This is a genomic window from Pseudomonas sp. AAC, assembly GCF_000725445.1.
Taxonomy (GTDB): domain Bacteria; phylum Pseudomonadota; class Gammaproteobacteria; order Pseudomonadales; family Pseudomonadaceae; genus Pseudomonas; species Pseudomonas citronellolis.
On record NZ_KL647095.1, the window covers coordinates 746,894 to 770,796 of the forward strand.

17 protein-coding genes and 1 pseudogene are annotated in these 23,903 nt (G+C 66.6%); 10 read left to right on the plus strand and 8 right to left on the minus strand.

Translation table 11 applies throughout. The features are described 5' to 3' along the window. Nucleotides 1-158: 158 nt before the first annotated feature. Nucleotides 159-839 (plus strand): type 1 glutamine amidotransferase, encoded by a 681-nt coding sequence (locus tag FG99_RS08820; RefSeq protein ID WP_043268892.1) that lies wholly within the window; start codon nucleotides 159-161, stop codon nucleotides 837-839. A 761-nt stretch (nucleotides 840-1,600) separates the two neighbouring features. Here the strand turns inward: FG99_RS08820 and FG99_RS08825 are convergent. Beyond that, entirely contained in the window at nucleotides 1,601-3,094 is a 1,494-nt protein-coding gene (locus tag FG99_RS08825) for an aldehyde dehydrogenase (RefSeq protein ID WP_043268894.1), read from the minus strand. A 231-nt stretch (nucleotides 3,095-3,325) separates the two neighbouring features. Here FG99_RS08825 and FG99_RS08830 point away from each other — a divergent pair, with 231 nt between their 5' ends. Both FG99_RS08830 and FG99_RS08835 read left to right on the plus strand, forming a co-directional pair. Further along, nucleotides 3,326-4,003 carry a YceH family protein gene (locus FG99_RS08830; RefSeq protein WP_043268896.1) on the plus strand — a complete coding sequence of 226 codons (678 nt, stop codon included), beginning with the start codon at nucleotides 3,326-3,328 and terminating at the stop codon, nucleotides 4,001-4,003. Between the two features lie 97 nt (nucleotides 4,004-4,100). Beyond that, entirely contained in the window at nucleotides 4,101-4,400 is a 300-nt protein-coding gene (locus tag FG99_RS08835) for a hypothetical protein (RefSeq protein ID WP_043268898.1), read from the plus strand. Nucleotides 4,401-4,419: 19 nt separating this feature from the next. On the opposite strand, the gene FG99_RS08840 is transcribed toward FG99_RS08835, so the two are convergent. The 4 genes from FG99_RS08840 to FG99_RS08850 form a co-directional block, all read right to left on the minus strand. Beyond that, nucleotides 4,420-6,039, minus strand: coding sequence for an NADP-dependent glyceraldehyde-3-phosphate dehydrogenase (locus FG99_RS08840; protein ID WP_043268900.1), 1,620 nt, complete (start codon nucleotides 6,037-6,039; stop codon nucleotides 4,420-4,422). Nucleotides 6,040-6,169: 130 nt separating this feature from the next. Next, nucleotides 6,170-6,319, minus strand: coding sequence for a hypothetical protein (locus FG99_RS32455; protein WP_009613116.1), 150 nt, complete (start codon nucleotides 6,317-6,319; stop codon nucleotides 6,170-6,172). Between the two features lie 36 nt (nucleotides 6,320-6,355). Beyond that, entirely contained in the window at nucleotides 6,356-7,708 is a 1,353-nt protein-coding gene (locus FG99_RS08845) for a GntP family permease (protein WP_009613115.1), read from the minus strand. A gap of 74 nt (nucleotides 7,709-7,782) precedes the next feature. Next, on the minus strand, nucleotides 7,783-8,304 hold the full coding sequence (locus tag FG99_RS08850; RefSeq protein ID WP_043268902.1) for a gluconokinase: 522 nt from the start codon (nucleotides 8,302-8,304) through the stop codon (nucleotides 7,783-7,785). A 204-nt stretch (nucleotides 8,305-8,508) separates the two neighbouring features. Between FG99_RS08850 and FG99_RS08855 the strand changes: the two genes are divergently transcribed. The 3 genes from FG99_RS08855 (at nucleotide 8,509) to FG99_RS08865 (ending at nucleotide 14,058) form a co-directional block, all read left to right on the plus strand. Then, nucleotides 8,509-9,543, plus strand: coding sequence for an HTH-type transcriptional regulator GntR (locus FG99_RS08855; RefSeq protein ID WP_043268904.1), 1,035 nt, complete (start codon nucleotides 8,509-8,511; stop codon nucleotides 9,541-9,543). 255 nt (nucleotides 9,544-9,798) lie between these two features. Continuing rightward, nucleotides 9,799-12,450, plus strand: a complete 2,652-nt coding sequence (locus FG99_RS30735; protein WP_051878615.1) for a bifunctional diguanylate cyclase/phosphodiesterase — start codon at nucleotides 9,799-9,801, stop codon at nucleotides 12,448-12,450. A gap of 276 nt (nucleotides 12,451-12,726) precedes the next feature. Then, nucleotides 12,727-14,058, plus strand: coding sequence for an OprD family porin (locus tag FG99_RS08865; protein WP_043268906.1), 1,332 nt, complete (start codon nucleotides 12,727-12,729; stop codon nucleotides 14,056-14,058). Nucleotides 14,059-14,491: 433 nt separating this feature from the next. Here FG99_RS08865 and FG99_RS08870 read toward each other — a convergent pair whose 3' ends face one another. Together FG99_RS08870 and FG99_RS08875 are read right to left on the minus strand one after the other, a co-directional pair. Next, nucleotides 14,492-17,764: a carboxyl transferase domain-containing protein gene (locus FG99_RS08870; protein WP_043268908.1), complete on the minus strand. Its 3,273-nt coding sequence runs from the start codon at nucleotides 17,762-17,764 to the stop codon at nucleotides 14,492-14,494. After that, a complete protein-coding gene (locus FG99_RS08875) occupies nucleotides 17,761-19,452 on the minus strand; it encodes an AMP-binding protein (RefSeq protein ID WP_043268910.1) in 1,692 nt (563 codons plus the stop codon). The genes FG99_RS08870 and FG99_RS08875 overlap by 4 nt, the downstream gene beginning before the upstream one ends. Before the next feature lie 158 nt (nucleotides 19,453-19,610). On the opposite strand from FG99_RS08875, the gene FG99_RS08880 reads away from it, so the two are divergent. Together FG99_RS08880 and FG99_RS31155 are read left to right on the plus strand one after the other, a co-directional pair. Beyond that, a complete protein-coding gene (locus tag FG99_RS08880) occupies nucleotides 19,611-20,531 on the plus strand; it encodes a LysR family transcriptional regulator (RefSeq protein ID WP_043268912.1) in 921 nt (306 codons plus the stop codon). A gap of 122 nt (nucleotides 20,532-20,653) precedes the next feature. Beyond that, a complete protein-coding gene (locus tag FG99_RS31155; RefSeq protein WP_081884593.1) occupies nucleotides 20,654-20,959 on the plus strand; it encodes a hypothetical protein in 306 nt (101 codons plus the stop codon). A gap of 29 nt (nucleotides 20,960-20,988) precedes the next feature. On the opposite strand, the pseudogene FG99_RS32005 reads toward FG99_RS31155, so the two are convergent. Next, nucleotides 20,989-22,072 (minus strand): annotated as a pseudogene (locus FG99_RS32005) (IS3 family transposase). Between the two features lie 197 nt (nucleotides 22,073-22,269). Here FG99_RS32005 and FG99_RS32010 point away from each other — a divergent pair. Together FG99_RS32010 and FG99_RS32015 are read left to right on the plus strand one after the other, a co-directional pair. Then, nucleotides 22,270-23,472: an aminotransferase class I/II-fold pyridoxal phosphate-dependent enzyme gene (locus tag FG99_RS32010; RefSeq protein ID WP_168187681.1), complete on the plus strand. Its 1,203-nt coding sequence runs from the start codon at nucleotides 22,270-22,272 to the stop codon at nucleotides 23,470-23,472. Next, complete coding sequence (locus FG99_RS32015) at nucleotides 23,459-23,899, plus strand: hypothetical protein (RefSeq protein ID WP_141766167.1); 441 nt, start codon at nucleotides 23,459-23,461, stop codon at nucleotides 23,897-23,899. The genes FG99_RS32010 and FG99_RS32015 overlap by 14 nt, the downstream gene beginning before the upstream one ends. Nucleotides 23,900-23,903 lie beyond the last annotated feature (4 nt).

Below are 23,903 nucleotides of genomic sequence, written 5' to 3' on the forward strand. Positions count from 1 at the left end.
GTTTCATAGTTTTCAACAGGCTTTTTTCGCCTTTCCGTGGCCTTTTAGGTGAGCCGTGGCTGGTCGCGAAAGCGAGAATCCAGGTTTCATGCGGGCTTCAGCGCCGCGGATGAGGCAAATAAAAAATCTGTTTTAAAATCTTTTAAGGAGAAAGCGCCATGAAACCATCCCGTGCCATCGCCGTGTTGCACGATGCCGCCGACGTCGCCGGTTGCCTGCCGGAGCTGTTCGCCGAGCAGGGCATCGACCTGGAACTGCGCTGCGTAGAGGAAGGACTGCCGTCGCCGGAGAGCCTGGAACTGCTGCTGGTGCTGGGCAGCCCCGAGTCGGCCTACGACCACCGCGTGCCCTGGCTGGGCGGCGAACTGGCCTGGCTGAAGGCCGTGCAGGCGCGCGGCGTGCCGACCTGGGGCATCTGCTTCGGCAGCCAGCTGCTGGCCCGCGCCCTGGGCGGCGAGGTGTACCGCAACCGCCAGGCCGAGATCGGCTGGACGCCCATCGATACACCACAGGCGGACTGGGCGTTCCGTGGTCCCTGGCTGAACTTCCACTTCGACGCCTTCACCCCGCCGCCGGGCGCCACCCTGCTGGGCGCCACCGAGCTGGCGGCTCAGGCCTATAGCCATGGGCGCAGCCTGGGCGTGCAGTTCCACCCGGAGATCGACACGGCGATGTTCGATACCTGGATCGCCTATTGGCGGCGCAGTGAGGAGGGTCGGCGCTTCATGGCCGAGGCGGGGGACCTGCCGGAGCGGATTCGCGCGGAGATTGCCGAGCGGGAGGGGGTGAACAAGGGGAATTGCCGGGCGTTGCTGGGGGATTTTCTGGGGCGGTTGTGATTAGGGGGGGTTGCTTGTTGTAGGAGCGAGCTTGCTCGCGAACGGAGTCTGCCGGCGGCTGTGGTGTGTGGGGTTGGCTCCGCGCCCTCTCCCTAACCCTCGGCTGCGCGCCCCGCCCTGAAGGGAGAGGGGACCGTTCGGTGTGCTCGGATGTTCTGGCGTTAGCCGGCTACGCCGGAGGTACCGGCATGAGCCACATTCCCCCTTGGCACGGACGGCTCCCTCTCCCTCTGGGAGAGGGCTGGGGTGAGGGTGACGGACTTCGACGACGCTCCGGAGCACGGATGGGCTCCGCTCCCTCACCCTAACCCTCTCCCAGAGGGAGAGGGGACCGTTCGGTGCGCTTGGTTGTGCTGGCGTTAGCCGGCTGCCTCGGAGGTATCGGCGTAAACCATGTTTCCCGGCCGCACGGATAGCCCCCTCTCCCTCTGGGAGAGGGCTGGGGTGAGGGTGACGGACTTCGACGACGCTCCAGAGCACGGCTGGACTTCGTTCCCTCACCCTAACCCTCTCCCGGAGGGAGAGGGGACCGTTCGGTGCGCTTGGCTGTGCTGGAGTTAGCCGGCTGCCCCGGAGGTATCGGCGTAAACCATGTTCCCCGGCGGCACGGATAGCCCCTCTCCCTTCAGGGCGGGGCGCGCAGCCGAGGGTTGGGGAGAGGGGACGGAGCTAACCCCACACACCGTAGCCGCCGGGAAACGCCGTTCGCGAGCAAGCGCGCTCCTACGAAAAGCGCCTCACCGCAGCCGGCAAGCGCCGCCTCAGAGCTTGATCCAAGTCGCCTTCAACTCGGTGTACTTGTCGAACGCATGCAGCGACTTGTCCCGACCATTGCCCGACTGCTTGAAGCCGCCGAAGGGCGCGGTCATGTCGCCGCCGTCGTACTGGTTCACCCACACGCTGCCGGCGCGCAGGGCGCGGGCGGTCTGGTGGGCCTTGGTGATATCGCGGGTCCAGACCGCCGCGCCCAGGCCGTACTGGGTGTCGTTGGCGATGCGGATGGCTTCCTCGGCGCCTTCGAACTCGATTACCGAGAGCACCGGGCCGAAGATTTCCTCGCGGGCGATCTTCGTGGCGTTGCTCACGCCGTCGAACAGCGTCGGCTCCACGTAGGTGCCGCCGGTTTCCTCCAGCACCTGGCGGCCGCCGGTCATCAGCTGGGCGCCCTCGGCCTTGCCGGCTTCGATGTAGCCCAGCACCTGCTCCAGCTGGCGGCTGTCCACCAGGGCGCCGACGTTGGTGTCCGGGTCCAGCGGGTGGCCGGCTTTCCAGCCTTTCAGGGCCTCGACCACCATGGGCACGAACTGCGCCTTGATGGACTTCTCCACCAGCAGGCGCGAGCCCGCGGTGCAGACTTCACCCTGGTTGAAAGCGATGGCAGCTGCCGCGGCTTCGGCGGCTGCCTGCAGGTCCGGGGCGTCGGCGAAGACGATGTTCGGGCTCTTGCCGCCGGCCTCCAGCCACACGCGCTTCATGTTCGATTCGCCGGCGTAGACCAGCAGTTGCTTGGCGATCCTGGTCGAGCCGGTGAACACCGCGGTGTCCACGTCCATGTGCAGCGCCAGGGCCTTGCCCACGGTGTGGCCGTAGCCCGGCAGCACGTTGAGCACGCCCTTGGGCAGGCCGGCGTCCAGCGCCAGCTGGGCGATGCGGATGGCGGTCAGCGGCGAGCGCTCGGACGGCTTGAGGATCACCGAGTTGCCGGTGGCCAGGGCCGGGCCGAGTTTCCAGCTGGCCATCATCAGCGGGAAGTTCCACGGCACTATGGCGGCGACCACGCCCACCGCTTCGCGGGTGACCAGGCCGAGCTGGTCGCGCGGGGTGGCGGCCACTTCGTCGTAGACCTTGTCGATGGCCTCGCCGCTCCAGCGGAGGCTGTCCACTGCGCCGGGCAGGTCGACGTTCAGCGAGTCGCCGATGGGCTTGCCCATGTCCAGGGTTTCCAGTAGCGCCAGTTCCTCGGCGTGCTCCTCCAGCAGCTCGGCGAAGCGCACCAGCACGGCCTTGCGCGCGGCCGGCGCCTGCTGCGACCACGCGCCGGACTCAAAGGCGGCGCGGGCGCTCTGCACGGCACGCTCGGCGTCGGCGGCGTCGCAGCTGGCGACCTTGGCCAGCAGGCGCCCGTCCACGGGGCTGAGGCAGTCGAAGGTGGCGCCGTCGGCGGCGTCGCGGTACTGGCCGTCGATGAAGGCGCGGCCTTCGATGCGCAGTTGGCTGGCGCGGGCTTCCCAGTCGGCTCGGGTCGCTTGGGTCATGGTGGGGTCGCTCCTGATCGTTGTTGTGGTGTGGGTGGCCGCCGGGTGGGCGAGCCGAATAATACATATGAGACCATATCTTAAGCCCTCGCCAGTGCCAATAGTCGCCTGCGAAGCGCTGCCGGTCAGCCGCCTGCAGGCCGGGCCGGTGTGAGGCGCGACGCCATGGAGGGTGCCAAAGCCGACGGACGCGGCTAGGCTAAGGGCCTCGACGCGACCCCTGGAAACAACATGAACGAAGAATCCACAAGCCTGCCCGAGCGTGAGCCCCTCAGCGCGGTGGACATCCGCGTGCTCGGCAGCCTGATCGAGAAGCAGCTGACCACGCCGGAAACCTATCCGCTGACGCTCAATGCCCTGGTCACCGCCTGCAACCAGAAGACCAGCCGCGAGCCGGTGATGGACCTCAACCCCGGCCAGGTCGGCCAGGCCCTGCGCAGGCTGGAGGGCCTGGAGATGGTGCGCCTGGTGATGGGCAGCCGCGCCGACCGCTGGGAGCAGCGCCTGGACAAGGCGCTGGAGCTGGTCAAGCCGCAGTGGGTGCTGCTCGGCCTGCTGTTCCTGCGCGGCCCGCAGACGCTCAACGAGCTGCTCACCCGCAGCATGCGCATGCACGATTTCGACGACACCGAGGAAGTCCGCCACCAGCTGGAACGCCTGGCCGCCCGCGGCTTCGCCATGCAGCTGGAGCGCCAGAGCGGCCAGCGCGAGGACCGCTACATGCACCTGCTGGGCAGCGCCGCCGACCGCGAGGCGGCCATCGCCGCCAGCGGCCGTGGCGCTTCGGCGCCGCGCGGCGAGCACAGCGTGCAGGACGAGGCGCGCATCCTCGAACTGGAGGCCCGCGTGGCTGCCCTGGAGGAACGCCTGGCGCGCCTGGAGCAGGACCGCGACAACGGTCTGGACTGAAACCAACGATGGCCATGGAAACGGCCGGATAAGCATTCTTTAAGAATTCGTCCGCATAGTGCCAGGACCGTTTTCATGGCTGCACAGGGGAGCTTCCATGGGGCCCAGACTTTCGCAGGCGCTGCTGGTGTCGGTGCTGTGCCAACTGTCCGAAAGCCAGCCGCGCTCGCTCGCCGAGTTGAGCGGGCAGCGCGAGAACAACCTGCTGGCGATCCGCGAGCTGTTCCGCCAGGGGCGCATCACCGGCGTGCTGCGTGACGACCCCTTTGGCGCCGAGGACGCCCAGGGCCCGCTGCTCTGCGATGCCGAGCGGCTGCGCCTGCGCCGCTCCTACGCGCTGCAGATGGAGGAACTGAACGAGCAGGCGCCGCCGACCGAGACACTGATCCGCATCTGAGGCGGCGCCTGCGCAGGCCTCAGAAGATGTAGTCGGTAGTCAGGAAGTTCGACTCGCGGCCCTGGATGATCTCGCTGATCAGCGCCTTGTTGGCGGCATTGAAGCGCGTCGCCACCAGGGTGCGGATGGAGAAGGTGCGCAGCGCGTCGTGCACCGACAGGGTGCCCTCGGCGGAGTTCTTGCGGCCGTTGAACGGGTAGCTGTCCGGGCCGCGCTGGCACTGGGCGTTGATATTGATGCGGCCGACCTGGTTGGCGAAGGCGTCCACCAGCCGGCCGACCTGCCCGGGGTCGCTGCCGAACAGGCTCAGCTGCTGGCCGTAGTCGGACTGCAGCACGTAGTCGATCACTTCCTCCAGCTCGCGGTATGGCACCACCGGCACCAGCGGGCCGAACTGCTCCTCGTGGTACAGGCGCATCTGCGCCGTCACCGGGCTGAGCAGCGCCGGGTAGAAGAAGCTCTCGCGCGACTGGCCGCCGCCGGCGTTGATCACCCTGGCGCCTTTCTCCAGGGCGTCTGCCAGCAGGCCGTTGAGGTAGTCCACCTTGCCCGGCTCGGGCAGCGGCGTCAGGGCCACGCCCGGCTCCCAGGGCATGCCCGGCTTGAGCTGGGCCAGGCGCGCGCTGAACTTGTCGAGGAAGCCCTGCAGCACGCTTTCGTGGACGAACAGGATCTTCAGCGCAGTGCAGCGCTGGCCGTTGAACGACAGTGCGCCGGTGATGGCTTCTTCCACGGCGTTGTCCAAGTCCACCTGCGGCAGGACGATGCCGGGGTTTTTCGCGTCCAGGCCCAGGGCCGCGCGCAGGCGGTGCGGGCGCGGGTGCAGGCGCTTGAGGTCGGCGGCGCCCTTGTGGGTGCCGATGAAGGCGAACACGTCGACCTTGCCGCTGGCCATCAGCGCCGAGACGGTCTCGCGGCCGCGGCCGTAGATGATGTTGATCACCCCCGGCGGGAAGCTGTCGCGGAAGGCTTCCAGCAGCGGGCGCATCAGCAGCACGCCGAACTTGGCCGGCTTGAAGACCACGGTGTTGCCCATGATCAGCGCCGGGATCAGCGTGGTGAAGGTCTCGTTCAGCGGGTAGTTGTACGGGCCCATGCACAGCGCCACGCCCAGCGGCACGCGGCGGATCTGGCCGAGGGTGCCCTGTTCCAGCTCGAAGCGGCTGGAGCGGCGGTCCAGCTCCTTGAGCGCTTCGATGGTGTCGACGATGTAGTCGCAGGTGCGGTCGAATTCCTTCTCCGAATCCTTGAGGTTCTTGCCGATCTCCCACATCAGCAGGCGCACCACCGCCTCGCGCTGCTCGCGCATGCGCGCCAGGAAGGTCTCCACGTGCTGGATGCGCTCGGCGACCCGCAGGTTGGGCCACAGGCCCTGGCCGTTGTCGTAGGCGGCCACGGCGGCGTCGAGGGCGGCCAGCGCGGCGTCGGCGTCCAGCAGCGGGGTGCTGCCGAGGATCACCTGGCGCTCGCCCTCGGCGGTCTTCAGGAAGATCGGGCTGCGCACCGGCGCCAGCGGGCCGTCCCAGCGGAGCAGCTGGCCGTTCACCAGGTAGTCGCGTTGCTCGACCGGGGCGTCGGGGCGCCAGGCCTCGGGGATGTCGTCGATGGCGGGGAACAGGGTGTCGAGGTTGTGGCTCATGGTTCCTCCCTCAGGAACGGGCGCCGCTGGGGCAGAAGGGAAGGGCGCCCGGAATGTTGTTTTTAGCCTGGATCGGCCTGAAGGTGAATCGTTTCAGCCTGCGTTCGTCGGAAAGCCCGGCGAGGGGCTTTCAGCGGGCGCGGCCGGACGGCCGGGGCGCGGCTGGCGCCCGGGCCTCGCCGAGCAGCTCCTGCTGCTCGGCATAGCGCTCGCGCACGTCGAAGTCGCGCGGCCAGTCGTTGGCGGGGGAGGGCTTGGGCTCGCGGGCTTGGGTGGACATCGGCGGTACTCCTTTCACGGGGGAAGCCGGTGGTCCTCAGACCACCAGCGAAAGCAGCAGGATGAACACCAGGCCGACCACGGAGAGAATGGTCTCCATGGCCGTCCAGGTCTTGAAGGTCTCGGCGACGCTCATGTTGAAGTACTGCTTGACCAGCCAGAACCCGGCGTCGTTGACGTGGGAGAGGATCAGCGAGCCGGCGCCGGTGGCCAGCACCAGCAGCTCGCGGTTGACCCCCGGGATCATGCCCACCACCGGCACCACGATGCCGGCGCCGGTGATGGTGGCGACCGTGGCGGAACCGGTGGCCACGCGGATCACCGCCGCCACCAGCCAGGCCAGCAGGATCGGCGAAATCTGCGCGTGCACGGCCAGGTGGCCGATCACGTCGCCCACGCCGCTGGCCACCAGCATCTGCTTGAAGCCGCCGCCGGCGCCGATGATCATCACGATGGCCGCGGTGGGCGCCAGGCTCTGGTCGAGCAGCTTGAGGATCTGCTGCGAGCCGAAGCCGCGGGCGTAGCCGAAGGTGTACAGGGCCAGCAGCAGCGCCAGCAGCAGGGCGGTGATCGGGTGGCCGATCATGTCCATCCAGGCGCGGAAGGCGTGGCCGTCGGGCAGCAGCACGTCGGCGAAGGTCTTCAGCAGCATCAGGAACACCGGCAGCAGCACGGTCAGCAGGGTGATGCCGAAGCTGGGCAGGTTGCTGGTCTCCGGCTCATGGGCGATCTGCGCCACCAGCTCCTCGGACGGGCTGCCGGGGATCACCCGGGCGATCCAGGCGCCGAACAGCGGGCCGGCGATGGCCGCGGTGGGCAGCGCGACTATCAGGCCGTAGAGGATGGTCTTGCCGATGTCGGCGCCGAACACGCCGATGGCCAGCAGCGGGCCCGGGTGCGGCGGCACCAGGCCGTGCACCGCGGAAAGCCCGGCCAGCAGCGGGATGCCGATCTTGATCAGCGACACGCCGCTGCGCCGCGCGACGATGAACACCAGCGGGATCAGCAGGATGAAGCCGATCTCGAAGAACAGCGGGATGCCCACCAGGAAGGCCGCCAGCATCATCGCCCAGTGCACCTTGCGCTCGCCGAAGGCGTCGATCAGGGTGCGGGCGATCTGATCGGCGCCGCCGGACTCGGCCATCATCTTGCCGAGCATGGTGCCCAGGGCGAGGATCACCCCGACGAAGCCGAGCACCCCGCCGAAGCCGTCCTGGAAGGCCTTGACGATCTGCGCCACGGGCATGCCCGAGGTCAGGCCGAGGAAGCCGGCGGCGATGATCAGGGCGAGGAAGGGGTGGATCCTGAAGCGGGTGATCAGCACGATCAGGCCGATGATGGTGACCAGCGCATCCAGCAGCAGGTAGGTGTCGTGGGACAGACCGAACATGGCAGGGCTCCCTTGTCGTTGTTTTTACGGGCGTTTTGGGATAGCGCTGTCTTCAGCGCGCGGCAAAAAACGGTTCAGGCCGGCTCGTGGGCGCGCCACCAGGCCAGGGCCTGCTCGACGATGCGTTCCACCGGCAGGGTGGCATCGACGGCGAGGGTCAGCGGTTCGTCGTGGGGTGGTTCCAGGGCGGCGAACTGGCTGTCCACCAGGGTCGCCGGCATGAAGTGCCCGGGGCGCTCGGCGACGCGGCGCGCGGCTTCCTCGCGGGGCAGTTCGAGGAACACCACGCCCAGGCCCGGCACGGCCTCGCGCAGGCGTTCGCGGTAGGCCAGCTTGAGCGCCGAGCAGGTCAGCACCGGGCGCTGGCCGGCGGCCACGGCCTGGCGCAGCAGCTCGGCCAGGGTGGCCAGCCAGCCGGCGCGGTCGTCGTCGGTCAGGGGGATGCCGGCGCTCATCTTGCGGATGTTCTCGGCCGGGTGGAAGGTGTCGCCTTCGATCTCGTGGGCGCCGCTGGCGCGGCACAGCGCCTGGCTGACGCTGGTCTTCCCGCAACCGGAGACACCCATGATCAGCAGGGCGTGGATGGGGGGGAGCATATCGCACCTCGGTGGGGAGACAGCGCTGTCTTTAAAAGTCGAAGCCAAGAGCATGGGGCTGCCTCCGCTTTCTTGTCATTCTAGTGCTTGCGTATGGTCTCTGCGGTTTTTCCGCCGCAGCGCGATCCGGGGCTTTCAGGCAATTGCCGGGTTCGCGAGACAGCGCTACCTTAGTGCCTCGATTTTCGTTTGGCAAGCCAGCCGATGCCCTTACAGAAGAAGAACGACAAGCACTCCCGCGCCAGCGGCCGCCCCACCCTGAACGAAGTGGCGCAGCGCGCCGGCGTCAGCCCCATCACCGCCTCCCGCGCCCTGCGCGGCGTCAGCAGCGTCGCCGAGGCGCTGGTGCTGAAGGTCCGCGAGGCCGCCGCCGAGCTGGGCTACGTGGCCAACCCCGCGGCGCGCGCGCTGGCCTCGGCGCAGAGCCACAGCGTGGTGGTGCTGGTGCCGTCGCTGTCCAACCAGTTGTTCGTCGACACCCTGGAGGCCATCCACGGCGTGCTGCGGCCCCAGGGCCTGGAGGTGCTGATCGGCAACTTCCACTACTCGCGCGACGAAGAGGAAGACCTGATCCGCAACTACCTGGCCTACCAGCCCCGCGGCCTGCTGCTCACCGGCTTCGAGCGCACCGAGAGCGCGCGACGGATGGTCGAGGCCAGCGGCGTGCCCTGCGTCTACATGATGGACCTGGACCACAGCCCCGGCCTGCACTGCGTGGGCTTCTCGCAGATCGCCGCGGGCATGGCCGCCGCCGAGCACCTGCTGGTCGGCGGGCGCAAGCGCCTGGCCTACGTCGGCGCGCAGCTGGACCAGCGCACCCTGCTGCGCGGCGAGGGTTTCCGCCGCGCCCTGCAGAAGGCCGGCTGCTACGACCCGGCGCTGGAGATGCTGACGCCGCGGCCGTCCTCGGTGGGCCTGGGCGGCGAGCTGTTCCGCCAGCTGCTGGCCGCGCGGCCGGACGTGGAAGGCATCTTCTTCGGCAACGACGACCTGGCCCAGGGCGCCCTGCTGGAGGCGCTGCGCCAGGGCATCGAAGTGCCGCGGCAGGTCGCCGTGGTTGGCTTCAACGACCTGCCCAGCTCGGCCTACATGGTGCCGCGCCTGTCCAGCATCCGTACCCCGCGCGAGGCCATCGGCCGCCGCGCCGCCGAGACGCTGCTGGCGCTGATCGCCGGGCGGCCGATCGCCGAGCCGGTGCAGGACCTGGGCTTCGAACTGATGGTGCGCGAGAGCAGTTGAAGCATGCACAGGGTATTTCTGCCGATCTCGCTGCGTCCGCTGCCGCCGCGCTTCATTTCCCGGGCCTTGCGGTCGCCCTGTTTCACGGCCGGCGGGGCGCGTTGCAGAGCGCCCCGCCCATCGTTCGACGGCCGGTACTGGGGAATGCCGCCGGTCTGCCGATAGGCATCAGGTACCCGCCCGGTGGTTGATCGGATGATGGCTAAGTGACATAACCGGGTTCGACACTCTCGCTGCAGTCACAGACGGATCTACATGACCAGCAATTTCGATGTCTTCACCCACGCCCGGGGAGGCTCGCGCCGGCAGCGCATCGGCGTGCTCTTCTATGCCGGCGTGCTGCTGGTCCTCACCCTGCTGGTCGGGCTGAGCGGCTGGAGCGTGTACCGCGACTACCGCAGCAGCACCGACCAGGTGCGGCAGAACCTCTCGGCGCTGGCCCGCTCGCTGGAGGGCTACATCAGCGCGCTGCTGCTGCAGAGCTACGGCAGCATCTACGCGGTGTCGGAAGACCTGCAGGGCCTGGGCGAGGTCGCCGACGCCGGCCAGGTGCGCGGGAAGCTGGCGCAGGCGATGCGCTACGACCCGGTGTCGACCTACCTGTTCGTGCTCCGCGACGGCCACCTCTACGCCGTGGACGGCCACGGCCAGCCGGCCGAGGAGCACCTGCGCCCGCTGCTCGCCCTGGGCGACCTGCCGGCCAGCGAGCGCCCGGCCTTCGGCCACACGCTGCGCGGCCCCAACGGCGCCTTCCTGCTGCCGATGTACGTCGGCCAGCGCGGCGGCCGTACCCAGCGCGTCGGCGCGCTGATCGACACCGACCGCGTCGGCGACCTGCTGCGCCGCCTGGGCCTGGCCGAGCACATGAACGCCGGCATGTTCGACAACCTCGGCACCGTGCTCTACCGCACCCCCGACACCCTGAATTCCGTCGGCCGCCGCCTGCCGGAGTGGTCGCCGCTGTTCCCGCGCCTGGGCCGCCCGGACTTCGCCCTGGTCGAGGGCCGCAGCATCGGCGGCGAGCCGTCGCTGTTCGCCGACGCGCCCTCGGCGAGCTTCCCGATCCACGCCGTGGTCGGCCAGGCCTCGGCCAGCTACCTGCTGCCCTGGCTCAAGCGCGCCGGCTTCAGCGCCGTGCTGCTGGCCATCTGCGCCCTGGCCCTGGGCCTTTCCGCCTGGCAGCTGCGCCGGCTGATCGGCGAGATCAGCCAGAACGGCCGCTTCTACCGCCAACTGTTCACCAACATCAACGACGGCGTGCTGCTGATCGGCGTGGACGGCCGGGTGCGCGCCACCAACGAGCGCGCCGCGAGCATGTTCGGCGTCGATTCGCCGGAGCGCCTGATCGGCCTGCTGCCCTCGGAGCTGTCGCCGGAGCGCCAGCCGGACGGGCGCCTGTCGCTGGTGGCCAGCCGCGCCAACCTCGAAGGGCTGCTCAGCGGCGAGCTGCGCGAGGTGGACAGCGAGTGGCAGTTCCTGCGCCGCGACACCCGCCTGCCGTTCGACTGCGAGGCCCACATCACGCGCTTCAGCTGGCAGCAGAACGCCCTGTTGCTGGTGGTGCTGCACGACATCACCGAACGCAAGCGCTACCTCGCCGAGCAGGAATACCTGGCCAACCACGATTCGCTCACCGGCCTGCCCAACCGCTACTGGCTGGGCCGCCACATCGAGCAGCGCATCGCCCGCGGCGGCGGGCGCTTCGCCATCCTGCTGCTGGACATGAACCGCTTCAAGGAAGTCAACGACACCCTCGGCCACCAGCACGGCGACAGCGTGCTGCAGCAGGTGGGCGCGCGCCTGGGCGCCTGGCTGCGCACCCAGGAGGCCGGCATCGCCCGCCTGGGCGGCGACGAGATGGCGGTGATCACCCGCGAGCTGGACGACGAGCGCGGCGTGCCCGGGCTGTGCCAGGGCATCGCCCGGGTGCTGCGCCAGCCGCTGTCCGCCGGCGGCATCCAACTGGAGCTGTCGGCCAGCATCGGCGTGGCCCTCTACCCGGACCACGGCGACACCCCCGGCGACCTGCTGCGCTGCGCCGACATCGCCATGTACCAGGCCAAGCACGGGCGCCGCGACTTCCTGCTCTACCAGCGCTGCGACGACACCTACACCCCCGAGCGCCTGGCCTTGCACACCGGGCTGGGGCGGGCCATCCGCGAGGGCGGACTGCAGCTGCACTACCAGCCCAAGGTGAGCCTGGCCGACGGCCAGGTGATCGGCTTCGAGGCCCTGCTGCGCTGGGAGCACCCCGAGCGCGGCATGATCCCGCCCGGCGAATTCATCCCCATGGCCGAGTCCACCGAGCTGATCCACCCGCTCACCCGCTGGGTGCTGGACGAGGCCCTGCGCCAGCTGCGCGCCTGGAGCGAGCACGGCCTGGAAACCTGCATGGCGGTGAACATCAGCGCCAACAACCTGCGCAACCCGCACTTCGTCAGCGAGCTGCAGGGCCTGCTGGCCCGCCACGGCATCGCCGGCTCCCTGGTCGAGCTGGAAGTCACCGAAGGCACCCTGCTGGAAGACCCGGAGATGGCCCTGCGCAGCCTGCAGGCGATCCGCGACCTGGGGGTGACCCTGTCGATCGACGACTTCGGCACCGGCTACTCCTCCCTGGCCTACCTCAAGCGCCTGCCGGTGCAGGTGCTGAAGATCGACCGCACCTTCGTCTCCGGCATGGCCGACAACTTCTCCGACGCCATGATCGTGCAGTCGACCATCGCCCTCGGGCACAACTTCGGCATGCAGGTGGTGGCCGAAGGCGTGGAGGACGCGGCCACGGCCACCGCCCTGGCGCGGCTGGGCTGCGACATCGCCCAGGGCTACCACTTCGGCCGCCCGATGGGCGCCGCCCAGGTGATGGACTGGCGCCTGCAGCGCCAGCTGGAGGCCCTCGGCCTGAGCTGAGGCGCGCCGCGTGGCGCGCGGACAAGGTCTGACAATTGTTACGTATTTGTTAAAAGACCTTTGTCCATATCCAGATTCAAATAGCGCTTCGATCCGGCATCATGTCCCCACTCCGCCAGGGGAATAGAGCGGGGCGCGGAAGTACTTCCACTACAGAAACTTACGTTCGCTCGACCATGACTGTTACGCATGGCCGAACATTTGTTCCTGCCTACAAGAAAAGTCGGCCATCACGCTTACCACTGGCCGGCACTCCAAGACTCAAGGGGCAACTCCATGAAGCACCTCAAACGCAGCATGCTCGTGCTCGCCGTTTCCACCGCCGCCATGCAACTGGCCCAGGCCGAACCCTTCGTCAGCGACCAGGCCGACGCCAAGGGCTTCCTCGAGGACAGCCACCTCGACCTGCTGCTGCGCAACTTCTACTACAACCACGACGGCAAGAACGGCGCCGACGACCAGCGCGACTGGACCCAGGGCATCTTCGCCACCTACAGCTCCGGCTACACCCAGGGCACCGTCGGCTTCGGCGTCGACGCCTTCGGCTACCTGGGCATCAAGCTCGACGGCGGCTCCGGCACCGCCGACAGCGGCAACCTTCCGGTGGACCGCCACGGCAACCCCGAGGACGACTACGGCAAGGCCGGCGGCGCGCTGAAGGTGCGCATCTCCAGGACCGAGCTGAAATTCGGCGACATGCAGCCCACCGCCCCGGTCTTCGCCGCCGGCGGCACCCGCCTGATGCCGCAGACCGCCAAGGGCTTCGCGCTGATGAGCAGCGAGCTGCAGGGCCTGGACCTGGAAGCCGGCCACTACACCGCCGGCACCAGCCCGGTGACCACCAGCCACACCGGCGGCATCTGGGCCACCTACGCCAACGTCGAGGCCGACAGCGCCGACTTCGTCGGCGGCCGCTACGCCATCACCCCGGACCTGAGCGTGTCGCTCTACGCCGCCGAGCTGGAAGACATCTGGCGCCAGTACTACGGCAACGCCAACTACAGCCTGGCGCTGGGCGGCGACCAGTCGCTGGGCTTCGACTTCAACATCTACCGCACCAACGACTACGGCCAGGCCAAGGCCGGGCGCATCGACAACACCGCCTGGTCGTTCGCCACCGCCTACTCCTTCCTGCAGGCGCACACCCTGACCCTGGCCTTCCAGAAGGTGCAGGGCGACACCCCGTTCGACTACGTGGGCTTCGGCGACAACGGCGCGGGCGCCGCCGGCGACTCCATCTTCCTGGCCAACTCGGTGCAGTACTCCGACTTCAACGGCCCGGGCGAGCGCAGCTGGCAAGCCCGCTACGACTTGGCGATGGACACCTACGGCGTGCCCGGCCTGAGCTTCATGGCCCGCTACATCAACGGCACCAACATCAACGGCGAGCACATGGCCGCCGACAGCTCGTACCGCGGCTACGAATACGGCCGCGACGGCAGCCACCACGAAACCGACCTGGAAGCCAAGTACGTGGTCCAGTCCGGCCCGGCCAAGGACCTGTCCTTGCGCCTGCGCCAGGCCTTCCACCGCAGCAACGCCGATCAGGCCGAGGACGACAACAACGAACTACGGCTGATCGTCGACTACCCGCTGTCGATCCTCTGAGGCGCCTCTTTCTTGGGGAAGTTGCCGCGCGATGAACGCAGCTTCCCCAAGAGTTCCCCGCAGATTGTTACGTTTTCGCTGAAGGTGTTTCCCAGGACAGGGAATTTATCTGACGCCGGCTGGTCGTTAATGTATTACCCATCCGATTCGGCCTGCCGCACAGCGGTTATTCCCGAATCCCTGCTCCTGACGTTGATTAAATCGTGATTGCTCAATTCAACGTCCTTCCAGCCGCTCCGCCAGGGGCGGCTTTTTTTTGCGACGGTGTTTCTCCTCCACCTAGCGCGGTCTTGCAGGCTGCGCCGAGGTGCTCTTCGTAGGATGGGTTGAGCTTGCGAAACCCATGCTGCCATGGCGATGGGTATCGCTTCGCTCAACGCCATCCTACGAGAGGCCGTGCCCTTGTCCTCGATAACCGGAACCGCTGCCGCCGTTACCAGGTATCGATGAACGACCGCCCGCCGGCCTCCACGGGCGCGGCGCCGGAGGCGGCGTTGAGGCCGCGCAGCAGCCAGGCGCGGGTATCCGCCGGGTCGATCACCGCGTCGATCTCCAGGTAGCTCGCCATGTTCAGCGCCTTGCCGCTCTCGTAGGCCTTGGCCACCAGCTTGTCGAACAGCGCCTGGCGCGCGGCTTCGTCCGGCTGCGCACTTAGCTCCTTGGCGAAGCCCAGCCGCACCGCGCCCTCCAGGCCCATGGCGCCGAACTCGCCGCTGGGCCAGGCGGCGGTGAACAGCGGCGCGTGGAAGCTGCCGGCGGCCATCGCCTGGGCGCCCAGGCCATAGCCCTTGCGCAGCACCACCGTGAAGAAGGGCGCGCTGAGGCTGGCGGCGGTGACGAACATGCGCGAGACGTGGCGCACCGTGCCCTGCTTTTCCGCCTCGGGGCCGACCATGAAGCCGGGGGTGTCGCACAGCGAGACGATCGGCAGGCCGCGCGCCTGGCACAGCTGCATGAAGCGCGCGGCCTTGTCGCCGGCCACCGCGTCGATGGCGCCGCCCAGGTGCGCGGGGTTGTTGGCTAGCAGGCCGAACGGCTTGCCCTCGATGCGCACCAGCGCGGTGACCAGCCCGGGGGCGAACTGGCGGCGCAGCTCCAGCACGCTGCCCTGGTCGGCGAGCAGTTCGATCACCCGGCGGATGTCGTAGACGCGCAGGCGGTTTTCCGGGATCACATGGCGCAGCTCGCGCGGGTCGGCGCATTGCCAGTCGCTTGTCTCGCCCTGGAAGTAGGCCAGGTACTGCTTGGCTACCCGCACCGCCTCGGCCTCGTCCTCCACCAGCACGTCGATCACCCCGTTGGGGCCTTGCACGCTGGTCGGGCCGACCTCTTCCGGCGTGTAGCTGCCCAGGCCGCCGCCCTCGATCATCGCCGGGCCGGCCATGCCGATGCTGGCGTTGCGGGTGGCGATGATCACCTCGCAGCAGCCGAGCAGGGCGGCGTTGCCGGCGAAGCAGCGGCCGGACACGACACCGACGGTCGGCACCCGCCCCGAGAGCTTCGCGAAGCTGACGAAGGTGTGGCAGTCCAGCCCGGCCACGCCGACGAAATCGGTATCCCCCGGGCGGCCGCCGCCGCCTTCGGCGAACAGCACCACCGGCAAGCGCCACTGTGCTGCCAGGGCGAGCAGGCGGTCGGTCTTCTTGTGGTTCATCACCCCCTGGGTGCCGGCGAACACCGTGTAGTCGTAGGCGATGGCCATGCAGCGCGCCGCCTGCTCGCCGAACCGCGCGGCGCCCACGGTGCCGATGCCGGCCACCAGGCCGTCGGCCGGGCTCAGCTCCAGCAGTTCCTCGGTGGAGCGGCGCCGGCGCTGCGCGGCCAGGGCCATGGCGCCGTATTCGCTGAAGCTGCCTTCGTCCAGCAGGTCCGCCAGGTTTTCCCGGGCGGTGCGCTGGCCGGTCCTGCGCCGCTTGGCCACCGCCGCGGGGCGGCGTGCATCGGTCAGGCGCTCGTGGCGCTCCCTGACCTCGGCCAGGTCGGCGCGGATGTGGGCGAGGTCGACGGCCTGCTCGCTCAACGCCGCGCCGCCCTCGACCTCGGCCGGTTCGAGGAATAGCAGCGGCTGGTCCTCGGCCAGCGCGTCGCCCGGGGCCGCCGCCAGCAGGCGGACGATGCCGCCGCTTGTGGCCTTGACCTCGAACTCCATCTTCATCGCCTCCAGCACGGCGACGGTCTGGCCGGCGGCCACGCTGTCGCCCTCCGCGACTGCCAGGGCCACCACCACTCCGGTGCTCGGCGCGTTCAGGGCGATGCTGCCGGGCGGCGCATCGACGTTCTGGCGCCGAGTTTCGGCCACGCTGCCGGCTCCGCTGAAATAGCGGTGCGGGTGGCTCTCGCCGCGCGCGCTGAGCAGTTCGCCCAGGTGGCGCTCGACGAAGCGGGTATCGACCTGGTTGGCGGCGACTTCCTCGCGTTGCAGCAGGTTCTGCAGCAGGTGCAGGTTGCTCGCTACGCCCTCCAGGCGGAACTCGCAGAGCGCGCGGTAGGCGCGGCGCAAGGCACCGGGATAGTCGCCGGCGCTGGCTATCAGCTTGGCCAGCAGCGAGTCGTAGGCCGGGCTGACCGCATAGCCGGCGTAACCGTAGCCGTCTACCCGCAGGCCGGGGCCGGACGGCGGCTGGTAGGCGCTCAGCACGCCGGCGGCCGGCCGCGCGCTGCCGTCGGCCTGGAGCGTTTCCAGGTTCAGCCGCAGCTGTATGGCGCAGCCCTGCACGGCGGGCGGCTTGTCCAGCTGGAGTTCGCCGAGCGTGGCGCCGGCGGCCAGGCGCAGCTGGGCGTGCAGCAGGTCGATGCCGGTGACCTGCTCGGTGACCGTGTGCTCCACCTGGATCCGCGGGTTGGCCTCCATGAAGTAGAAGCGCCCGTCGGCCACCAGGAATTCGAAGGTGCCCAGGCCGCGGTAGTTCACCGCGCCGGCCAGGCGCAGGGCGCAGGCGATGATGGCCTCGCGCAGGCCCGCGTCCAGGCCGGGGCTGGGGGCGATTTCCACCAGCTTCTGGTGGCGGCGCTGCAGGCTGCAGTCGCGCTCCCACAGGTGGCTGACGGCGCCCGTGCCGTCGCCGAGCACCTGAATCTCGATGTGCCGGGCCTGCTCCAGCAACTGCTCCACGTACAGCGCGCCATTGCCGAAGGCGGCCTGCGCCTCGGACTGGCAGCGGGCATAGGCCTCGGCCAATTCCGCCGGATCGCGCACGGCGCGCATCCCCCGGCCGCCGCCGCCGGCCAGTGCCTTGAGCATCACCGCGCCGTGCTGCGCGGCGAACGCCTGCGCCTCGGCCAGCTCGATGGCGTGGTTCAGGCCGGCCACCAGCGGGGCGCCGCAGCGCTCGGCCAGGGCGCGGGCGGCGGCCTTGTCGCCGAACAGCTCCAGCACCTCGGCCGCCGGCCCGACGAAGGTCAGCCCGGCGGTCTGGCAGCGGCGGGCGAACCCGGGGTTCTCGGCGAGAAAGCCGTAGCCCGGGTGCACCGCGTCGCAGCCCTGTTCGCGGGCGATGGCGATCAACTGCTCCATGTCCAGGTAGGCGGGCACGCCGCGCCCCTTGAGCGGCACGGCCAGGTCGGCCTTGCGCGTGTGCAGGCTGGCGGCGTCGTCCTCGGCGAACACCGCGACGCTGCGGATGCCCAGGTCGGCGCAGGCCTGGGCGATGCGGATGGCGATTTCGCCACGGTTGGCGATCAGCAGCTTGGCGAAGGGCGGGGTCACAGCAGAGGCTCCAGTTCGTTCTTCTTGATCTTGCCGGTGGCGGTCATCGGTAGGCTTGCGACCACGCGGACCTCCGGCACCTTGTAGACGGCCATGGCCTCGCGGCACCAGGCGAGCAGGCTCTCGGCGCTTTCGCCGGCGCCCGGCTTGAGCACGACGAAGGCCACCGGCTGCTGGCCGCGGCGCGCGTCGGGGCGGGCCAGCACCGCGCTGGCGAGCACCGCCGGGTGCTGGCCGAGCAGCGCCTCCAGCTCGCTGGGGAACACGCTCATGCCGTTCACCTTGATCATCTCCTTGCGCCGGCCGAGGTAGCGGATGAAGCCTCGCTCGGTGATCTGGCCGAGGTCGCCGGTGTGCAGCCAGCCGTCGCGCAGCACCTCGGCGCTGGCCTCGGGGCGGTTCCAGTAGCCCTTGAGCAGCGACGGGCTGCGGATGCACAGCTCGCCTTCCGCGCCCAGGGGCAGCAGCTCGCCGGTCTCGAAATCGCAGACCTTGAAGTCGGTGCCCGGCACCGGTAGGCCGACGAAGGTCGGCGCGCTGTTGAGGTCGAAATCGTCCTGCTGGAAGCCGACGATGAAGGTGTCGCAGGTGTGGGTCTCGGTCATGCCGAAGCTGGTTTCCACCAGCGTGGTGCCGGTCAGCTCGCGCCAGCGTTGGCGGTAGCTGGGCGTCAGCTTCTTGATGAAGGAGATGGCGCCCGACATCCGCAGCGAAGAGAAGTCGTATTCGCCGACCCTCGGGTGCTCCAGCACCTCGGCGGCGCTGTCGACCAGCAGGGTGCAGTGGCTGACGCGGTAGCGCTGCACGGCGGCCATGAAGGCCTCGGCGTCCCAGCGCGCCAGCAGCACCAGCCGGCAGCCGGCGAACACCGGGAACAGCAGGCCGCCGTTCTCCCCGGCGATCCAGAATTCCGGCAGGAAGTTCAGCAGTACGCTGTCCTGCTCCAGCCGGTTCGCCACCGACAGGTAGCTGGCGCAGGTGTAGAGCATGTCGCCGTGGGTATGCACGCAGCCCTTGGGCAGGCCGGTGGTGCCGCCGGTGTAGTTGAGCGCCGCCACCTCATCGAGCCGCGCCTGGTGTTGCGGCACCGGCCCCCGGCAGGCCTCCAGGGCCGGGAGGAAGTCGACGAAGTCGTCCCCGGCCAGTTTCGGCGCCAGCAGCATGTCGGGCGGCGGCAGGCTTGGCGTGGCCGGGCACAGCTCGCTGAGGCTGGTGGCCAGCAGCCGGCGCAACGGCGTTTCGCCGCGCACCTGGCGCACGATCGGCAGCAACTGGTCGAAGCACAGCAGGGTTTCGGCGCCGCTGTCGTTGAGCTGGTAGCCCAGCTCCAGCGCCTTCGACAAGGGGCTGACCGGCACGTACACCGCCCCCGCGCGCAGGATGCCGTAGAAGGCGACGTGCAACTGCGGGCAATTGGGCAGGAACACGGCGACGCGCTCGCCGGGGCGCACGCCCAGCTCGGCCAGCAACGCGGCGCAGCGATCGGCCAGGCGGTCCAGCTCGGCCCAGGCCAGGCTGTGGCCGTAGAAGTCCAGCGCGGGCGCCTCCGGCTTCAGGCGCGCCCAGCTGCGCAGGTATTCGCCAAGCGGCTGCTGCCCGTGCGGGTAATGCGGCTCGCGCGGCGTGCCGGCTGGCCAGGCGGCGGCCTGGAGGCGATGCAGCGCCTGGAGGTAACGGGCTTCGTTCATGGCGGGCACTCTTGTCGTTCTTGTTGCGCTGCATCTTAAAAAGCCGGGGAGAGCGAAAGAACTGACGCCTATTCATCGATATCCATGAACGCTATGCATGGTTGTTCCGGTAGGGATCGCTGCTAGGCTGGAGCGGCTGGGGATAGAGGGTGATCGGCATGAATCAAGCACATGAATGGTCGACGCTCGGTCGTCTGGACCTGAACCTGTTCCGCGTCTTCGAAGTGGTCTACCGCGAGCGCAACCTGACCCGCGCGGCGGACGTCCTGCACCTGAGCCAGTCGGCGGTCAGCCACGCCCTGGCGCGCCTGCGCGAGCAGATCGGCGACCCGCTGTTCGTCCGCCACGGCCGCGGGGTGGCGCCGACACCGCTGGCCGAGCAACTGGCGCCGGACATCCAGCACGCCTTGAACGGCCTGCGCCGCAGCGTGATCCGCCGCCAGGACTTCGACCCGCAGCGCGACCCGCGCACCTTCCACCTGAACATGCCCGAGCAACTGGAGCCGGTGGTGCTGCCGGGCATCCTCGACCACCTGCAGCGCGTCGCCCCGCAGGTCGGCGTGCGCAGCAGCAGCGTGCACTGGGCGGAACTGAAACAGGAACTGGCCGCCGGCCGCATCGACTTCGCTATCGAAATCGCCCGCCCCACCGACGCCACGCTGCGCCACCGCCAACTGTGGCGCGACGACCTCTGCGTGATGGCCGGCCCGGCCTTCACCGGCGAACTGACGGCGGAACGCTACCTGGCCGCCGAACACGTCGCCGTCACCTCACGGCGCCGCGGCATCTGCATAGAAGACCTGGCGCTCGGCCAACTCGGCCTGACCCGCCAGGTACGCCAGCATTGCCAGCACTACCTGTCGGCGGCGCTGCTGGTGTCGCAAAGCGATTGCCTGCTGACCATGGCCAGACGCTACGCCGAGCTGCTCAACTGCGGCCTGGGCAACCGCCTGCTGCCGATGCCCCTGGAACTGCCGCCGGTGACGTTGAACCTCTACTGGTCACGCCACGCCGATGGCGAAGCCGGGAACCAGTGGCTGCGCGGGCAGTTGATGGAGGTGGTGGAGCGGATGCGTTGAGGTTGGTGCGATGGCGTACGGCGCGACGGAACTGAAATGAACCAGCTCCCGTTTTGCTGGAACGGAGCAATGAAACAGACCACGTACCTGGTATGCACCAATAACCTACTAGGTACTCAACCATGAACAACCGCAAGCTCAACACCCATCTCTCACAGTCCGACATCGGCCAAATCCAGAGGTCAGATCAGTCGATACGGCGTCATACGCACAAGGTTATGAAGTACCTGGTCAAGGATGGTCAGCACCTGCGCTTGAAGCCTGCGGGGGCGCGCTGCTTGCGTAAGGGTACGCTTGGTCGTTATCGCCGGTTCAGGTACTGGCGAGCCAGATCTCTGCAGGTCGGTTTGGCAAGGGGCTTGCGGTTCAGCCGCAAGCTGTCAGATGCGTCAGTTTTAAGGCTGCTGGTGACCATGGCACTATGGTAGGTTCCGGCTGGAGCGACGTCTCCTCGTCTTCAGTAGCAGCCGACTTTAGAGTCCTGAGTCAATGTAATGGCTTTTAAGGAAAGTTGCTCGGTATAGGCTGATGGGGGTAACCCGCCAAGTCCTTTCTTGGGTCGTTCTTCGTTGTATTCCCGTCGCCAGGACTCAATCACCACCTTGGCGTGCGGCTGGCTGGTGAACCAGTGCTCGTTCAGGCACTCGTCACGAAAGCGCCCGTTAAACGATTCGATGTAGGCGTTCTGATTGGGCTTGCCGGGTTCAATCAGGAGCAGTTGCACACCTCTCTGATGAGCCCAGGTCAGCATGGCCCTGCCACAGAACTCCTTGCCGTTGTCCGTGCGGATGGCTTTCGGCAACCCACGTGACATGGCCAGTCGATCCAGGATGCGCGTCAAATAGTTCCCGCCAATAGCGCGTTCCGGCACGATAACGACAGACTGGTGGCATCATCCACCACGGTCAAATTCTTGATGACGCGCCCTTTAGCTGTGCGATCAAACACAAAGTCCATTGATCAGACCTGATTGGCAGCACGTGGGCGGCCCAGCTGCTGTCGATCCGCAATCGGTATCTTCTTGCGCTTACGGCGCCTCACCTAACAAGTGGGCTTCGGTATACAGACGTTCAACCTAACCAGCTCACCAGCCTGTCGCAGCTTCAAATAGATCATCGCTGCACCATAGCGGCGATGCCGATGAGCCAGGGCCACAATACGTTCATGCAGGCTCTGGTTGCGATCCGGCCTTGGCTGATAGCGCAGTGCACTGGCGCTCGTGTGGATCACCTGAAGCGCCCGACGCTCGCTCAAACCGCGTGCTGTCATGTGGCGCACCAGCTCTCGGCGGGAGGGTGTGCTCACCACTTTTTTCGCAAGGTCTCGCGGGTGACTTCGATCTCCAGCATCGACTCGGCGAGCATTTTCTTCAGTCGGGCGTTTTCGCTTTCAAGCTCCTTCAGTCGCCTGGCATCCGACACGATCATCCCGCCGAACTTGCTGCGCCAGAGGTAGTAACTGGCCAGCTCCTTGATCGGCAGTCCGGCCCCGGCTTCGTGTAGGAAGCCAATGATTTTTTCTTCAGTGAAACGCTTCTTCATGTCCAATCTCCTAGTTACTGGAATTGGACTCTAAAGCTGGGCGCTACTCAAATCGGGGGAGACGTCGGTGCTCCCATAGCGCCGATGAAAGTCTGGGTCTGCGGAAGGAAAATTCCTATGGGTGCGTAATCTATTCCCTAATTTATTTATCTGCGTTGATACTATTTCGGTAACGTGATCTTTTAGAGATGATTTTTATGGACTTCACGTTTGTGGGAAGAGATATGCTAAATCAATTAACGGATTATGAGATTTTGGGTCTTCGGGGTGGACACAACCTCTCCGATGGTCATGCCTATCACGATATTCACGAAAGTTTTCCAGGCTTCCCCTCTCAGCTCCAAGATATCTGGCAAGAAAGCGAATCCACAAAGGTAAATATTGCAGAACTTCGTTTCAAGGCATCTTTTGCAAAGCTGATTGGCTCCGAGGTTCTGGAGTCGCTAACACACTTTAAGGTATCACCAACTGCATCGAACTCTATAGATCTCGTTGCAGCCTACCTTGCAATAAAATCGCCACGCATAGTCTTGGTCTCACCAACCTTCGACAATCTAGCCCTTCTACTTCAACGGCGCGGCTGTGATCTTCAATTGATTGAAGATAGCTATTTTCGGACGGCAGATAACGCACTCAGGCTTTTTACCAAACTGGACTCACTTAACTTTGACACGCTATTCTTAGTCAATCCTAACAATCCAACTGGAACAGTGATCAAAGAACAATACATGCAGCAAATTGCAGGGTATTGTGCGGAGCGGAAAAAGGCGCTTGTCCTCGATACAACATTTCGCCTATATGCAAACAGACTCTACGATGACCGCGCAATTCTGGAGCGCAGCGGGTGCGAGTACTTCATCATTGAAGATACGGGTAAAACATGGCCTACACACGACATGAAGGCTAGTTTAATCAGCTACTCGGAAAGGTCCGCTAGACTGTTTGAAATCATTTATGACGAGGTGTATCTCTGCCACTCAAGATTTACCATGCTCACATTCGAGCGACTATTTGATCAGACCTTGAAGCAGGGTATTTCCAAGAGCATTCACGACCCAGTAAATTTCCGTCATTCATTCCTGCTTTCCCGGATGAAAAACACAATCGCCTTACCTACGACGGATAGGAGAAGCGCCTCACTGCCCTTGGAGTGGTTCCAGGTCGAATCTACAAAGTACTCTGATCTAGATATCGTAGAGTATCTCGCGACGAAAGATGTGCACGTTCTTCCGGGAAGGTTCTTCTACTGGGAAAGCAACAGTACACCACCCTGCACTGCATTCCGGGTGTCATTATCCAGAGTCAATTCACGCTTCCAAAAAAGCGTCGAGCATCTTCACTCGGCTCTGGTGGAGTTCGAGAGCGAGCATCGCATGGAGAGCGAAAATGTACTCTCCTAAGCTGTTTCCTCAGTTAACGAGGGTTCCATCCGGCTTCGTCAAAGGGGACGTCGTCGTCGAGCCGCTTTCAATAACTCACGCAGTGATCGACCTTGAAGCTGTTTTTGTCAGCAAAGAGCAACTTCACAAAAAGTATCCATCAGACTCCAACTGGCCACTGAACATAAATCTGCACGACAACATCGTCGACCTAGGGTGGCATGAGAAGGAGTTTCGGGACAAAAGCTCCTTTGCGTTCACCGTGACCAACTCTGCAAGAAATAAATGCTTCGGCTGTATTTACATCTATCCAAACGGGGGTAGCGCCGCAATGTCTTATTGGCTACGACAGGACGGAGCTTCGCCAATCACAGAAGCAGAATTCGAAGTTGCTCTACATGACTGGATCGCCTCCGAATGGCAAGACGCGCGTATTCAGCTTATTTAAAGTA

Excerpts from the sequence above, each read along its gene's own strand:
- FG99_RS08875 (WP_043268910.1), bottom strand. The coding sequence starts at position 19,452 with ATGAACGAAGCCCGTTACCTCCAGGCGCTGCATCGCCTCCAGGCCGCC.
- FG99_RS08830 (WP_043268896.1), top strand. The coding sequence starts at position 3,326 with ATGAACGAAGAATCCACAAGCCTGCCCGAGCGTGAGCCCCTCAGCGCG.
- FG99_RS08845 (WP_009613115.1), bottom strand. The coding sequence starts at position 7,708 with ATGTTCGGTCTGTCCCACGACACCTACCTGCTGCTGGATGCGCTGGTC.
- FG99_RS08850 (WP_043268902.1), bottom strand. The coding sequence starts at position 8,304 with ATGCTCCCCCCCATCCACGCCCTGCTGATCATGGGTGTCTCCGGTTGC.
- FG99_RS31155 (WP_081884593.1), top strand. The coding sequence starts at position 20,654 with ATGAACAACCGCAAGCTCAACACCCATCTCTCACAGTCCGACATCGGC.
- FG99_RS32010 (WP_168187681.1), top strand. The coding sequence starts at position 22,270 with ATGGACTTCACGTTTGTGGGAAGAGATATGCTAAATCAATTAACGGAT.
- FG99_RS08825 (WP_043268894.1), bottom strand. The coding sequence starts at position 3,094 with ATGACCCAAGCGACCCGAGCCGACTGGGAAGCCCGCGCCAGCCAACTG.
- FG99_RS32015 (WP_141766167.1), top strand. The coding sequence starts at position 23,459 with ATGTACTCTCCTAAGCTGTTTCCTCAGTTAACGAGGGTTCCATCCGGC.
- FG99_RS08855 (WP_043268904.1), top strand. The coding sequence starts at position 8,509 with ATGCCCTTACAGAAGAAGAACGACAAGCACTCCCGCGCCAGCGGCCGC.
- FG99_RS08865 (WP_043268906.1), top strand. The coding sequence starts at position 12,727 with ATGAAGCACCTCAAACGCAGCATGCTCGTGCTCGCCGTTTCCACCGCC.
- FG99_RS08820 (WP_043268892.1), top strand. The coding sequence starts at position 159 with ATGAAACCATCCCGTGCCATCGCCGTGTTGCACGATGCCGCCGACGTC.
- FG99_RS32455 (WP_009613116.1), bottom strand. The coding sequence starts at position 6,319 with ATGTCCACCCAAGCCCGCGAGCCCAAGCCCTCCCCCGCCAACGACTGG.
- FG99_RS08840 (WP_043268900.1), bottom strand. The coding sequence starts at position 6,039 with ATGAGCCACAACCTCGACACCCTGTTCCCCGCCATCGACGACATCCCC.
- FG99_RS08880 (WP_043268912.1), top strand. The coding sequence starts at position 19,611 with ATGAATCAAGCACATGAATGGTCGACGCTCGGTCGTCTGGACCTGAAC.
- FG99_RS30735 (WP_051878615.1), top strand. The coding sequence starts at position 9,799 with ATGACCAGCAATTTCGATGTCTTCACCCACGCCCGGGGAGGCTCGCGC.
- FG99_RS08835 (WP_043268898.1), top strand. The coding sequence starts at position 4,101 with ATGGGGCCCAGACTTTCGCAGGCGCTGCTGGTGTCGGTGCTGTGCCAA.